The organism is Streptomyces sp. CB01881 (assembly GCF_002953255.1).
GTDB lineage: Bacteria > Actinomycetota > Actinomycetes > Streptomycetales > Streptomycetaceae > Kitasatospora.
Genome location: NZ_CP026498.1, coordinates 11326022 through 11340025, shown reverse-complemented (window position 1 = coordinate 11340025; position 14004 = coordinate 11326022). Strand labels below are relative to the sequence as shown.

The following is a 14004-nucleotide window of genomic DNA, read 5'->3' as shown; positions in this document are numbered from 1 at the left end:
GTGCCGTGCCCTTTCGGCCCCGGTCCGCCTGCGCGGCGGCCGGGGCCGGTTCGTCAGTCATCGTGACCGGCGGGCGGGCGGGCGGGCGTGGTGTGTCGGCAGTGTCGGCTTGGCCCCTGGGCAGGGCATGCCGGACAGCGGTGTCCCCCCAGCCCATGGGGCGGGAGCGACAGCCCGAGCTTGCACGGCAATTATGCGACCAATATAGGACTAATAATGCTGCATATAGAGTGACTCTCTGTGATACCTTCCCTGCTAGGAGGTATGAGATGTCTGAGATCTACGCGGCGGTGGACGCACTGCTGGCCAAGGCGCGGGGCGGCGGGGACCTGCCGGAGCCGGCCGAGCGGGAGCGGCTGCGCAAGGAGGCCGGCCTGACCCAGATCGAGGTCGCCGCGGCCCTGGACACCAGGCGGGAGACGTTCGCCAGGTGGGAGAACGGGACCGCCCAACCGCGGGCCCCCAAGCGCGGTGCCTATGCCTTCCTGCTCGCGGGCCTGGCCGACATCCACGGCACCCGGGGCCCGGACGGCTGGCTCACCCTCGCCCGCCAGGCCCGCCCCCTCGACACCGGCGCCGAGACCACGGCAGGGGAGTGACACCCTGATGGACCGCAAGACGTACACCACGAAGCTCGCTGAGCTGCGCCCGCTGCGTGCCGAGATCGCGGCCGCCGAGAAGGCTGTCGCGGCCGCGCAGGCCGCGCTCGACAAGCTCATCGGCCGGCGCGCCCGCCGGATCACCGAACTCGCGGGGTACGAGGGCGCGAAGGCCGACACCGTCGCGAAGGCCTCCGGGTTGCCGGTCGTGGACGTCGTGCGGATCGCCCCGCTGCTGGACCCGACCCCGGCCGCCGTCCGCACCGCCAAGGCCGACGACCGGGCCGGTGCCGCTGCGCCCGCTCCGGCGCCCGTGGCCGAGCCCGCGCCGGTCGCCGAGTCCGCCGTCGCCCCGGCGCTCACCCGTCCCACAGCCGTACTCAAGCAGCCGGCCCCGGTCGAGGTTGAGGACCAGGCCGTCGTCGAGCACCCCGCCCCGGCCGAGCCCGCCGTTGCTGCGCCGGTCGCCCCGGCGCCCTCGGTCGCTCCGGTCGCTGCTGCGGAGCGTCCGGCCGTGGTCGTCGGGCCGCGCGAGCTGCCCACCCTCCCGGAGGGCCCGGCGGGCGCGCGGTTCGAGTCCGCGACGACCGGCCTGGCCTCCAAGCGCCCGAACTTCGTCCAGCAGGCCCGCTCGACGGTTTTCCTGGACGTGGCGGCCGGCGTGCTGGCCGTGCGCGACCAGACGGTGCGGGTCGACCTCGGGGCCCGCACGCCCGGGGAGATCCTGGACGCCGTCCTCACCACGGCCCCGGGTGCGGAGCGGGTCTACATCACCGCCGGCGCCCCGTGGCACGACGGCGCCGAGCGCTACAGCACGCTCAAGGACGCGGTCGCGGCCTGGCTGAACACCCCCAGCGAGCGGTGGACCACCGCCGTCGGCGCGGGCCGGGACAGGCTGGCCGGGCACTTCGTCCACCAGCGCCAGCCGGTCGGCCGCTACGCCCCCGCCGCCGCCCCGGACGGCCCGGTCACGGAGATCCGCTCCATGGGGGAGTGGTTCGACCCGGACGGCGCCGACGTCACCACCTGCCGGGACGCGTTCCGGCTGCTGTGGCAGGCGCTGCGCCGCCACTGGGACGACGCGGTGCTGATGGGGTCGCCGTCGCAGACCGGCCGGGACCTGTGGTCGCGCACCATCCCCACCACCGGCAAGTGGGCCGGCGGCTACCCGGTGCTGTCCGAGGAGCTGCGCGGTCTGCTGCACGCCACCGGCGGGCAGGGCCGCACCGAGCTGGTCCTGCCCCCACGGGTGCCGGAGCAGCTGCCCGCGTTGGTGGAGTACGACCGCACGTTCGCCTATGCGAAGCACCTGTGGAAGTCCCCGGTCGGCACGCCGCGCCGGATCACCGCGGCCGGGTTCGCGGCGATGACGGAGCAGGAGCAGACCAAGGCGCTGATGTCCTGCTCGCACTGGAACATCAAGGTGACCGTCCCGGCCGGCTGGAACCACGTCGGGCTGCTCCCGGCGCCCGTCAGCGGTGACCGTGCCTGGGTCTACCCGTCAGAGCCCGGTGCCACGTTCACCACCTGGGCGGGCGGGGCGGAGGTCCACCTCGCGCTGTCGAACCACCTCGCGCCGTGGCGGATCGAGATCCTCGACGGCCTGCTCTTCGAGGACGGCAAGCCGCTCGACGAGTGGGGCAGGCGCCTCAAGGCCGCCTGGGCGGACCTGGCCAACCTCTCCAAACTGCACGCCGACGAGCGCCAGCGCACCGCGGCCTACCTCGCGAGCCGGTCGGTCCGCTCCGTGCTGCTGTTCGGCCTGGGCGGCTTCGCGCAGCGCCCGCGCCTGGTCTCCGGCACCACCCCGGTGGGGGAGGCGCTGCCGGCCGGGGTGGAGATCCTCGGCCAGGACGGCGACGTGGTGACCTGGCAGCGGCAGGCCGGGTTCTCCCGCGACCCGTACGCCCACCCGGAGTGGGCCGCGTACGTGTGGTCGGGGGCGCGGGCGGCGCTGCTGGACATGAAGTACCGCGACGGCAAGGAGGTCGTCGCCGTCGCCGGGGCGCTGCACGCCAAGCCCGGCACGGTCGTCTACTTCGGCACGGACGGCATCGCCCTGACCGAGCGCCAGCCCTGGCCCTACCGGGGCGAGGTGGGCGACTACCTCCTCAAGGGCCACCTCACCGGCCCCGTCGAGCACCCGGCCGGCCAGGAGCAGTACCTGAAGCTGCGAGCCCTGGGCCGAGCCGAACTCGCCGCGAAGGGGACCGACCAGTGAGCCCCGCCGACCCGAACCAGCCGAACGAGGCCGCCCGCCTCGCCCAGGAGCTGATCGACCAGGGCTACACCAGGCGCCAGGTCGCCAGGATGCTCGGCCGCGACGCCTCCCTCGTCAGCCAGTTCTTCACCAAGGGCAAGGGCGCCAGCATGGTGGGCGCCCTGCGCCAGCTGGTACGGGCCGTACGGGGCGGAGAGCGGGACGAGGAGGCCCTGGCCGGCATCGCCGAGGCGAACACCACCCGCCGCCGCACGAAGACCGGGCAGAAGGCCCGGGTGCGGGGCAAGGACGTGATCGGCACCCCGGGCGGCAGCATGGCCGGGCGCGCCGGGAAACAGGCCATCAAGACCGGCGCCGCGCACCTGGCCGGCGTCATCCACGCGGCCGCGGCCGCGAACGGCAGGGTCGCCCTGACGGTACGCATGCGCGGCACCCACTTCACCCTGCCGGCCGGGTCGAGACAGGACTCACCCGGCATCCGGCGCGGCGTGGTGCCCCGTGCGGACGGCACCGAGGAGCGCACCTACGGCTCTGCCGCCACGGGCGGTTTCTCCGCCGCCGAGTGGTCGCGGCGGGTGGCCGCCTCGCACGGCGACGTCGTCCACGCGGTGTGGACATGGCTGGTGGAGACCGGCCGCGCCGTCCCGGACGCCGAGATCGTCTACCTGGAGATCCGGACCTGGACCCCCACCGGCCACCAGACCTCCGAGATCCTCATCGGCTGACACCCGCCGCGCTGCCGGTCACCGCTGCCACGCGCCCGGCTCCGTGGAACCCTCCCCGCACCCGCCCTGCCCCGCCCCACCCGGCAGACGAAGGAGAACCACCGCCGTGGAGACCGCGACGACCGCCACCGCCGCCGAGGCCGACGTGCCGGCAGCGTTCCGGGCCGAGGCCGGGCGGCCGCTCCCGGCGCAGCCGTCCGGCACCGTCGTGAACCCGTTGCCGTTGCACTGGTTCCAGAAGGACGCCGTCGCGGCCGCCGTGCGCGAGGTGAAGGACGGCGGCCGCGCGACGGTGGTCGCCGCGACCGGCTCCGGCAAGACCCTGATCGCCGCCGGCTGCGCCCGGCGCCTGGCCGCTCGCGGTTCGGTGTTGGTGCTGGTGCCGACGATCGAGCTGCTGGAGCAGAGCGCGGAGGCCTGGTCCACGAAGGGCGGCCGCCGTGGGCTGGCGGTCGCGGCGTGCTCGCGGGAGGAGGCACTGGAGAGCGCGGAGGCCGGCGGCCGCGTCCGTGCCCAGGTCACCACCATTGCGGCGCGGATCGCCGACCTGGTCGCCTCCGCGAAGCCCGGCGAGCCGGTCACCGTGTACGCGACCTACGCCTCCCTGGAGCGGATCGTCCAGGCCCACCGCGACTTCGGCCTGGCCCGCTGGGACCTGGTCGTGGTCGACGAGGCGCACCGCACCGCCGGCGCCGAGGGCAAGGCATGGGCGGCCGTCCACCACGACGACCAGGTCCCGGCACAGCGACGCCTGTACTTCACCGCGACCCCGCGCATCGCCGACGACCGCAAGGCCAAGGACGGCCTCACCGACCTCACCAAGACCGACGACACCGGCGCCCCGGACGGCGAAAACCAGGCACTGCCGGCGCTGTGCTCGATGGACGACGAACGCATCTACGGCCCCACCGTCTACACCTGGACCCTCGGCCAGGGCATCGAACACGGCTACCTCGCCGACTACCGCGTCCTCGTCCCCGTCGTCACCGACGAGGACCTGCGCGACCTCCTCAACCTCCCCGCCGTCGCCGACCTGCGCTCCCAGCGCACCAACGAGGAACTCCTGCGCCTGGCCCTGCAGATCGCGGTGCTGCGCGCCGTCGCCGACCTGGAGCTGCGCCGCGTGATCACGTTCCACTCGCGGGTGTCGGCGGCGCGGGAGTTCGCCGCCGGCCTGCTGGGCGCCGCCGAACTGCTCAAGGACGCGGACCGGCCGGAGCGGCTGTGGGCGAAGGCCGTGGCCGGCGCCGACCGGCTGCGCGAGCGCCGGGCCGCGTTCGCCGAGTTCAAGGCCCACACCGGGGAGGACGGCGAGGAGTGCGGCATCCTCGCGAACTCCCGTCTCCTGTCGGAGGGGATCGACATCGCCGCGGTCGACGCGATCGTCTTCGCCGACCCCAAGTCCTCGGTGATCGACATCGTCCAGGCCGTCGGCCGCGCCCTGCGCCAGTCCTACCGGCAGGGCAAAGTCTCCTGGGTCGTCATCCCGGTCTACCTCCCCTCGCCCGAGGTCGGCGACGACACCGCGGCCGCCGACCCGGCCGCGGTCCACGATGCCGGCGAGGCGGTGAAGGCCGAGGCCGACACCGAGATCGAGGCCTCCTCCTTCCGCACGATCTGGCGCGTCCTGCGGGCGCTGGCCGCGCACGACGCCCGGGTGGCCGGCCGCATCACCGAGCTGCGCGCCCACCGCGGCCGGCCCCAGCTCATCACCACGGCCAAGGCCTCCGAGGCCGAGGCCGGGGAGGGCGAGCAGAGGCCCGCGGCGCCGGAGTCGCCGGTCGAGTGGCTGCGGATCGATGCCCGCCACCACGCGGGGCAGATCCTCCAGGCCGTCAAGCTGCGGGCGTTCAACCCCAGGGCGACCGAGTGGCAGCGCATGCACGCCGTCGCCGCCGTGTTCCACATCGAGCACGGCCACCTCGACCCCACCGACCGCGACCGGCACGCGGAGCTGATTTCCTGGCTCGCCCGCCAGCGCCACCTGAACGGCCAGGGCCTGCTCGATGCGGCCCGGGCCGGCGAGCTGGACGCGCTCGGCATGATCTGGTCGAAGAACGCCAACGCCTGGGAACGCGGCCACGCCTACGCCGCCGCCTTCCACCACCAGCACGGCCACCTCGCGATCCCCGCCACCGCGAAGCTGGACGACTACGCGGTAGGTGCGTGGATGCGCCGCCAGCGCAAGGCCGAGAATCTCCACCCCGACCAGGTGACCAAGCTCGACGCCCTGGACGAGCTGTGGCGTCTGGAGCCGGACTGGAACCGCTCCTACCGGCGCCTTCTCGCCTACCTCGCCGCCGGCGGCACCCTCACCGGCCCGGCGAACCGCACCGGCGGCGAGGCGGACCCGACGTTCCGGCCGGGGACGTGGCTGCGCAAGCAGGCGGCGGCCCGCACCGACGGGAAGCTGACCGGCCGGCAGGCCGCGCTCCTGGACGCCCTTCACCGGCACGCCGAGACCCTCACCGGCTGATCCGCCCCGCACCCCCGCGGTCCCGGCCCACCCAGGCCGGGACCGCCGCCCGTACCCGTTCCCGGCTCCCGGGGCACCGCGCGATGACCGCCGCGACCCCGGCCCCGCCGCCGCGCCCGGGCGGCAGTGTCGATGGCGGCTACTACCGCACGGGCCGGCCGGGCTGACGGGAACCCGCCGTCAGCCGCCGACGGAGCGGGCTCCCTCGATGAGCCCCTGGCGGGCTGCGTTCAGGGCTTCGGTCTGCTTGATCAGATGGTCGACCGCGTTCGTCACCAGGGCCACCTCGGCCGGCGTCGTCCAGCCCGGCCGGTGGATGATCTTGAGCAGCTCCTCGTGAGGGTCGTTGGTCACAGACTTGGTCACCGTGATCAGGTGGTGAATCCGCTGCTCCAGGTGAGCCAGTTGGTCCTTCTCCATGGCGCGCCCAGCTCCTTCGGTCGTAGTGGCACAAGCGGACCATGTCTACCCAAACTGGCACGCCTTGCCATAGGGCTGAGCGGGTGGCGTCGCCTGGCGAAGGCCTCTTCTTCTGGTCAGCGGGGCGGTCCAAGCAGTGCCGGCAAAGGGCGGTCGGCACCCGTCAGGTCGTGTGGCGGCGGTAAGTCGCGACGGGAAAACCCGAACGTCTGTGTCCGGCTCCACCAGGCCGGCAGGATTCGCCACTGGACTTGTTGATCTGGAACGCGACCCAACGCCGCCTTGTCAGGCTCGGCGGACCCCCGGGCTGAATTCCAGGCTTCGTTACATAGTTTGATCGTTTCGCCGTCCTGCCGACTCCGCAGCGGTGACGTTTTCAATGCCGCGCCAAAACCACACTCTCGTCCGCCCCGACGGCGAAAACATGCTGCTCGTCTGCCGCGGCGAAGACCGGTTCCAAGGCCGGCGTGGGATTCCAGACAGTCCGGCCCGTGAGGCTGTCTGCCAGCCACAGCCCGGATTCCCCGACTCATCCGCCCATCGCAGCAAGGTATCGCCGATCAACGACTCCGCCGGCGGCCGGTCAGCCGGGCACGTCGATCCTCCTGGCGCCGCCTGCCGCCGATCCCGGCATCTCCGAGGACGAGCGCCACACGATCATCGAGCGGGCGGCGGCGCTGCTGCGGCGGGGCGACCTCAGTGTCACCGAGGTCTGCTTCGAGGTCGGCTGCGCGTCGTTGGGAACGTTCACCACCCGCTTCACCGAGCTGGTGGGCATGTCGCCCGGGGTCTTCCGGCGTCAGGCGGCGGATGCGGCGGCCGGCCAGGCCGGTGCGGCGGGTGCGGCCCGCGAGGTGGGGTCGGCGATCAAGGTGGAGGGGATGCCGGCGTGCGTGGCGAAGCAGGTCTCAAGACCGGTCAGGAATCGAGAAGCCCCGGCCGCCGCGAAGCCCCTAGCGTGATGGTCATGGCAACCACCACTTCCACCGCAGCCCACACGTCCCTCGTGTCCGTCACCCTTGAGGTGGCCGATCCCGAGGCCGCTCGCCGTTTCTACAGCGCCTTCGGTGTGGACGCGTACATCCGTCTGCGGGCGTCGGAGGCGCAGTCCACCGGGTTCCGCGGTTTCACCCTGGCGCTCACGGTGTCCGGGCCGGCCACCGTCGACGGCTTCGTCGGCGCCGCGGTGGAGGCCGGTGCCACGGTGCTGAAGCCCGCCGCGAGGTCGCTGTGGGGCTACGGCGGCGTCGTCCGGGCCCCGGACGGGACGATCTGGAAGATCGCGACCTCGGCGAAGAAGGACACCGGTCCCGCCACCGGCGAGATCGACGAGGTCGTCCTGCTGATCGGCGTCGAGGATGTGAAGGCCACCAGGCAGTTCTACGTCGGCCGGGGTCTGAGCGTGGCCAAGAGCTTCGGCGGCAAGTACGCCGAGTTCGCCCCGGGCCGGGCCGGTGAGGTCAAGCTGGCGCTGTACAAGCGCCGTGCCCTGGCCAAGGACCTCGGCGTCCCCGCCGAGGGCACCGGCTCGCACCGCATCGTCCTCGGCGGCACCGCCGACGCCTTCACCGACGCGGACGGGTTCGCCTGGGAGGCCGCCGCGTCGCCCGCCGCCACGCCGTCCTGACCCCGGCCCCCACCCCCGCCCCGCCTGACAGCATCCGTACGGGTTGATGTTCGGCCACAACAGCGCGGTCGGCCCGCGCCGCCCTGGTCCCCGCCACTGCCGACGCCCCCGACAGCCCACCGCCGCGCGCCGACCCGGATGGAGATCTGCCGGTGTTGTCCGGCGCGGCGGCCGGTGGTGGGCTGTCGGGGGGCGTCGGTGCCCGGTGCCCGGTGACGGTTTCGGCGACGGTGCGCGGGCACGGCGGTGGTGGTCGGCACGCTGCCCGGGCTCGGGATCGTGGAGTGGGCATGGGGACCGGTGGCAGTCCCGCCCAGTCCCCTGCCCGGGCGCCTGCCGGGGTGCCGGCGGCGACCTGTGTCTCCGCCCTCGTGGTGAACACCGACACCTCGGCGGTGAGCATCTTGCTGCCTGCCATCAGCGAGGACCGGGCACGGGCCGCTCGGGCCGGTGTGGTGGCGCTACGGCCGCCCGGGCCGGCACTCCCTCACCGAGGCGCGGGAGAGCCCGAACAGCCGGGCCGCCAACGACCGGCGCCAGGCCGCCCGTGCGGCGACGCCGCGCTGCGCCCGTGCTGGACGTGCCGGGGCTCGATCGGTGGGAAGGCTGGTGCGGTGCACCACTCGTCGGCGCCGCGGCCGCGCCGCGGTCCTTTGGCCACCACAACACCACCCTGACGAGCCGAAGCCGGTCTGTGGAACCACAGGCCTGGGCAACCGTGTCGTTTCCGGAGGGTGGGGAGTTCGAGTTCGACGTCGATGGGGGACGGGATGCGCCACAGGTGGCCGACTGACCAGGAGCTGCGGCAGATCTTCCACGGGGAACTGGAGCGTGTGCTCGCAGGCGGGGGACCGCGTTCCTGTACCGGGCTGGACAACGATACCGCCGAGGCGCTCTGGGCGATCGCCACGGCGGAGCCCGCCGACCGCAAGGCTCTGGTGCCGGCCCTCTACCGGGCCTTCGCCGGTCAGCTGGACGGCAGCAACGCGGCTCGCTGGCACGAGGAACTGGAGCGCCGGTTCGAGCGCGGGCAACGGCGGCAGGGCGAGGCGGGGTGAGAGATCGGGTTCGTTCCCGTGAGCATCCGGTTCAGGCGTTGCCTCCCGCAACGCTGCTCTGCGACCGGCTCCCCCACGAGAGGCTCTGCCCGACGTCGAGGCGCGGTGTGACCTGCTGTGCCCTTGTGGCGGGTCGGTGGTTCGGTGGTGGGTGTTGTCGGCGTCGTGGGTCAGAACAGCTTCAGGGCGGCCTCGGTGGTGGCGGCCATGACGAACGCGTCGATGTCGACGTTGACGGGCAGGGAGCTCGCTGCGTCACCGCCCCACCGTGACGTAACTCCGAGGGGCACCACAAGCAGCCCCGCCATGGGGAGGGCTGCCCGCCTGGCGCCGGTTCGGCCGCCGCGGCTGGCACACCCTCACCTATGCGCTCGACAACCCGGACGGCGACCGGCTGGTCGCCGTCGAGCAGGCCGAGGCCGATCGGGTCCGCCGGGCGTGGGAGGAGTCGGGGCGGGCGCGGCGCCGTCCCGGCCTGCACCCGCTGCTCGGCGAAGTTCTCGAACGCGCGGTGGGAGGAACGCCGGACCGGCTGGAGGGACGACGGGCTGTGCGCCGGCTGCCGCCAGGCCGTCACCGACCAGCAGGCCCGCCAGGAGGCCGAGCGCGAGCGGGCCGCGGCCGAAGCTGTCGCCGTCGCGGCCGGGCATTTGGGCCCGGTCGGGTTCAGGCCTCGTTTTCGGTCAGGCCGCGTTGTGGCAGCTCGGGGGCCTCTTTCGGGTGATCGACGGCGCGATGCCCGCCCGCGGACGAGGACATGTGGGACGTTGGCGAACGGTTCTGTCCCCGTTAGGAAAGGAACAGGTGGAGTCTGTGGTGACTCAGACGGAGCGCGGCCGTTTCCAGGCGATGTTCAGGAAGGTCGACGTCGATGGTGACGGTGTGATCGAGCAGGTCGACATCGACCAGCTGGTCCAGGAGATGCTGGCGCGGGCCGGCGCGTTCCCGGGTTCCCCGGACTGGCGGCGGGTGACCGATCTGGGCAACCGGATGTGGCAGGCGCTGCGAAGCGCAGCGGATGCGGACGGGGACGGGAGGGTCACCGCCCGGGAGTTCGTGGCCGCTTACCGCCGCCCGGAGTTCCTCGACCAGGTCGCGATCCCGTTCGAGCTCGCCGTCCTGGAGGCGGCCGACGCCGACAACGACGGCATGATCTCCGTAGCGGAGTGGCTGACCTGGCAGCAGGCCAAGGGAATCCCCCTGATCGATGCCCTCCAGGAGTTCCAGCAGATCGACGCCGACGGTGACGGTGTCCTCACCCGCGAGGAGTGCGCCCAGCACGTCAAGCAGTCCTACACCGCCCCGTAGGACCGGCCCGGCCATCGGCCGCGTCGGCGTCTGCTGCCGACGGGGCCGATACGGCGCATCGCTCATAGCCCGCGTCGAAGGCTGATGGGTGTTTCGGACACCGGGTCGTGTCTCATCCGCCGCATTCGCAGCGCCACCGGAAACGAGGAGGAGGGCTGGTGCGGCGGGTGGGGGCAAGGGGCGCCGGACACGGCCTGGCTGTTGCCTGACCGGCCGTCCGCGGGCCGGTCGACCCACGGGCGGCGCGCGGCCCCGCACCACTTCAACTGGCTGCTCAGGTAAACGCGGAGAGTGCTGGGGCGTCGCTACGCGATGGGCTCCGCCCACCCTGGACAGCCCGATCCGCCCCGAGGTTCGGCCGGCTGACGGGCGACTCCGGGGCCCTGACGCCCCGCCTCGGGTCAGCACCCCTGGGGTGGGGTCAACCGGCACCATTCGTCGGCCTGCGGTGACGCGGAACTTCCGAGGGGTCGGTTCCCGCCCGAAACAAGATCACTTTCCCGGCTTGCCGGGCATCCGCGGATGACAGCCGAGGGCACCTCGGCTGTCAGCGCCGCGGCCCCCGGCGGGACTTGCGATTACCTGTCGACGGCGTCGGTCACGCGCTTCCAGCTGTCCAGGTCTGCGATGCGTGCCTCCAATGCGGCGCGCATGCCCGTGGCGCCGGAGGTGCCGAGGGCCAGGCGCAGCGGAGGGTTGGGGCTGTCGACCGCGGTCCGGATGCCTGCGGCGATCCGCGCCGCGGCGGAGAACGCGGATGCCGGCAACTCTCCGATGCCCTTCTGGACCTCGCGGACGGTCTGGTCGTAGTCGGCCAGGCCGGGCGCGACGTCGAGGTTGGCCAGGAAGGGGGTCGCGGTCAGCCCGGGCTGGATGATCGTGACGTTGATGCCGAGCGGTGCGACCTCGGCCGCCAGCGCGTCCGACAGCCCCTCGACCGCGTGCTTGGTCGCGGCCAGCAGTCCCACGCCGGGGTGGGCGGACTGCCCGTAGACGGACGAGCCCTGGAGGATGTGCCCGGATCGCTGGGCGCGGAGCACCGGCAGCGTTGCGCGGAGCACGTTGAGCAGTCCGAAGACGTTGGTGTCGAACACGGCGCGAGTCTGCGCGTCGGAGGCCTCCTCGACAGCTCCGAACAGTCCGTAGCCGGCGTTGTTGGCCACCACGTCGATGCGGCCGAACCGTGCGAGCGTGCGCTCCACCGCTTCCCGGACGGCCTGCTCGTCCCGTACGTCCGCCGGGACGAGGAGCAGGCGCTCGCCGTGCACTTCGGTCAGTTCTTCCAGGGGAGCGGTGTCGCGGGCGAGCGCCGAGACGACGTCGCCGCTCTCGAGCGCCTGGAGCGTCAGTTCGCGGCCGATGCCGGACGTCGCGCCGGTGATCAGCCAGGTGCGGGGGTGGGTCTGCTGGTTGGATGTTCCGTTCATGTTGCGACCGTAATGAGTTAGAGCGCAACGCGTCAAGGTGGATGGCGTTCCAGGTTGCCCGTTAGACGGATTAGTGCCTCTTCCTGCTGATGTAGGGTGAGGGCATGAGCAGTGCGGCAGCCGGATCTCCCAAACTCAGCCCGCGCACCGTCACGCCGGCGGTGGAGACCGTGCTCGCGTTCGTGAACACGCGCGCGGACGGCTCCGGCCGGCAGGAGTTGTTCGGGGACGGGGACTCGTTCGCGGCGTGGCTGGCGGAGTACGACGAGTTCGGCGGCGAAACCGTGGTGACCGATGCCGATGCCGCGGCCGCGCGCGAGCTGCGCGATGCCCTGGTGACCGTGCTGCTCGCGCACTCGGGCGACGAGGAGAGCCTGGGTGAGCCGCTGCAGCGCGCCGAGCGGCACCTGCGGCGCGCGGGTTCGCTCTACCCGCTGGCGACGGTGGTCACGGCCGGTGGTGTCGAGCTGGCGTCCCCGCAGGCGGGGGTGGAGCGTGTGTTCGGAACCGTACTGGCTGCGGTGACGACCTTCGCCCAGAGCAGCGACTGGGGGCGCATCAAGGCGTGCCGCAACCCCCCGTGCCACTTCGGTTTCTTCGACCGCACCCGCAACGGGGGAGGGCTGTACTGCAGTCCCGGCTGCGGCTCCCAGGTGTCCATGCGCAACTACCGCCAGCGGCAGCGCCAAGGGAGTCAGGCGACGCCCCGGACGTGAGGACGCGCTGCCATCACGGAGCCTTCCGCGGTGGCAGGGCCGAGGACGGTGCCGACGAGCCCGGGGGGCCTGACGGCGACTGTGAGGGTTTCGGGATCCCGCCGCGCCGCGGCGGCTCTCCTGCTGATCCACCCCACCCTCGACACCCCACCCGACCAGCCAAAACACATCGGGCCCGTCGCCCTGGGGGCAGATTCTCGGGATCCTCGCAACACCTGATGGCTTACGTGGTCGTCAGTAGATCGCGCAGGCGCTCGGCCGGGGTTTCGAGGTCCGGCGGGAGGCGATCCTCCGGTGTCGGGCGAGCCGGCCCGGGGTTGCCGGCGCCGATGACGGATCTCACCTCCGCCGGCGGTGACCGGACGCGCCGGCCGTTCCCGCCGCAGCCCCGCTCGCTGTCACGAGTTCACTGCGAGGTGTCGGTGCCCCAGCGCTCCCGTACATCGCCGCGGTGACCGCTTCCGGCACCGGCCTCCACCAGGCCGTCGTACCAGGCGAGGGCCTGCTCGCGGGAGCGGGTGGCCATCACCGCCTGCACCTGCGGCCCGGCCTTGCTCTGGGGAGAGGCTGCCCGATCGGGCAGCCTCTCCGGTAGGTGGGGCCGTTTCCGATGGGCTTACAGGTTCGCCCGCAAAGCGGTTGGTACGGTCCCGACGACAGGTCTAGACCAGACTCTGTGGTCATTCAGTGAGGGGAAGTTCGTTGCGCCGCTCTGCTGCCGCCGCTCTGTTCACAGCTGTATCCATCACGTTGCTCTCGGGGTTCTGGGCCGCTTCGCCGGCCCAGGCGGCCATCTCGGGGACGACACCCACCAACTTCACCGGGACGGTATCCCTTGACTCCACCGGTACGGTCGACAGCGAGGCGGTTGTGACCCTCTCGGGTACCTACCGCTGCTCAGGGCCCTCTCCCTACGCCGTCGTCAACAGCTCGGTGGGGGACAGGGTCGCCATCAGCACGCCTGCCATCTGTGACGGTGCCGAACACACGTGGGTAAACCAGGGCAGGCCCTACGGGCCCCTTGTGAGGGTCGGTCAGTCTGAGGTCGCTACGCGCTTGCAGCGGTGGGAAACAGGGAGCAATGGCTTCCCGCGCGTTGTCACGCTCGCGATCGATCGGAAGGGCGTCGATCTGCAGGCTGCTGCGGAGTGACGCAGGGCCCGTCGGCCTGCGGGACGGACCTGTGCTCGTCGTGACGTCACCGGTGACGACCTGGTGAGGGAGCGTCGGTGGGCAGAGGGCGGACATCGGCAGGCAGTACCCGTTCTCTGCAAAGTTCCTCAAGCCGTCGTGGTTGCGGTAGAGCAAGGGCAGGCTGCTGGCGGCCGCCCGGCTGTGCGGTCCTGGACGTCCCTGCCCGGGACGGGAGCGCCTGTCCGCGCCGTCCGGCGCGGGTGCGCATCGTGTCGGCCGGCGCCGACCACGAC

At 72.6% G+C, this 14004-nt stretch carries 12 protein-coding genes; 9 read left to right on the top strand and 3 right to left on the bottom strand.

The window, feature by feature from the left end:
- Positions 1–269 precede the first annotated feature (269 nt).
- The 4 genes from C2142_RS38995 (at position 270) to C2142_RS38980 (ending at position 6021) form a co-directional block, all read left to right on the top strand.
- Complete coding sequence (locus C2142_RS38995) at positions 270–599, top strand: helix-turn-helix domain-containing protein (RefSeq protein WP_148647491.1); 330 nt, start codon at positions 270–272, stop codon at positions 597–599.
- Between the two features lie 7 nt (positions 600–606).
- A complete protein-coding gene (locus C2142_RS38990; RefSeq protein WP_148647490.1) occupies positions 607–2820 on the top strand; it encodes a hypothetical protein in 2214 nt (737 codons plus the stop codon).
- Positions 2817–3545 (top strand): helix-turn-helix domain containing protein, encoded by a 729-nt coding sequence (locus C2142_RS38985; RefSeq protein ID WP_148647489.1) that lies wholly within the window; start codon positions 2817–2819, stop codon positions 3543–3545. Before C2142_RS38990 ends, C2142_RS38985 begins: the two co-directional genes overlap by 4 nt.
- Positions 3546–3651: 106 nt before the next feature.
- On the top strand, positions 3652–6021 hold the full coding sequence (locus tag C2142_RS38980; protein ID WP_148647488.1) for a DEAD/DEAH box helicase: 2370 nt from the start codon (positions 3652–3654) through the stop codon (positions 6019–6021).
- 180 nt (positions 6022–6201) lie between these two features.
- Here the strand turns inward: C2142_RS38980 and C2142_RS38975 are convergent, their stop codons facing one another.
- Positions 6202–6441: a hypothetical protein gene (locus C2142_RS38975; RefSeq protein WP_148647487.1), complete on the bottom strand. Its 240-nt coding sequence runs from the start codon at positions 6439–6441 to the stop codon at positions 6202–6204.
- Positions 6442–6908: 467 nt separating this feature from the next.
- Here C2142_RS38975 and C2142_RS38970 point away from each other — a divergent pair, with 467 nt between their 5' ends.
- The 3 genes from C2142_RS38970 (at position 6909) to C2142_RS38960 (ending at position 9126) form a co-directional block, all read left to right on the top strand.
- Complete coding sequence (locus C2142_RS38970) at positions 6909–7403, top strand: helix-turn-helix domain-containing protein (protein ID WP_241003088.1); 495 nt, start codon at positions 6909–6911, stop codon at positions 7401–7403.
- Positions 7403–8068: a glyoxalase gene (locus tag C2142_RS38965; protein WP_206671128.1), complete on the top strand. Its 666-nt coding sequence runs from the start codon at positions 7403–7405 to the stop codon at positions 8066–8068. Before C2142_RS38970 ends, C2142_RS38965 begins: the two co-directional genes overlap by 1 nt.
- Before the next feature lie 770 nt (positions 8069–8838).
- Positions 8839–9126, top strand: a complete 288-nt coding sequence (locus C2142_RS38960) for a hypothetical protein (protein ID WP_148647484.1) — start codon at positions 8839–8841, stop codon at positions 9124–9126.
- A gap of 170 nt (positions 9127–9296) precedes the next feature.
- Here the strand turns inward: C2142_RS38960 and C2142_RS38955 are convergent, their stop codons facing one another.
- Positions 9297–9434: a hypothetical protein gene (locus C2142_RS38955; protein ID WP_153882871.1), complete on the bottom strand. Its 138-nt coding sequence runs from the start codon at positions 9432–9434 to the stop codon at positions 9297–9299.
- 508 nt (positions 9435–9942) lie between these two features.
- Between C2142_RS38955 and C2142_RS38950 the strand changes: the two genes are divergently transcribed.
- Positions 9943–10434, top strand: coding sequence for a dockerin type I domain-containing protein (locus C2142_RS38950; RefSeq protein WP_162002671.1), 492 nt, complete (start codon positions 9943–9945; stop codon positions 10432–10434).
- Between the two features lie 578 nt (positions 10435–11012).
- Here the strand turns inward: C2142_RS38950 and C2142_RS38945 are convergent.
- Positions 11013–11861, bottom strand: a complete 849-nt coding sequence (locus C2142_RS38945; RefSeq protein ID WP_148647482.1) for an SDR family NAD(P)-dependent oxidoreductase — start codon at positions 11859–11861, stop codon at positions 11013–11015.
- A 104-nt stretch (positions 11862–11965) separates the two neighbouring features.
- On the opposite strand from C2142_RS38945, the gene C2142_RS38940 reads away from it, so the two are divergent.
- Positions 11966–12577 (top strand): CGNR zinc finger domain-containing protein, encoded by a 612-nt coding sequence (locus C2142_RS38940; protein WP_148647481.1) that lies wholly within the window; start codon positions 11966–11968, stop codon positions 12575–12577.
- Positions 12578–14004: the final 1427 nt, after the last annotated feature.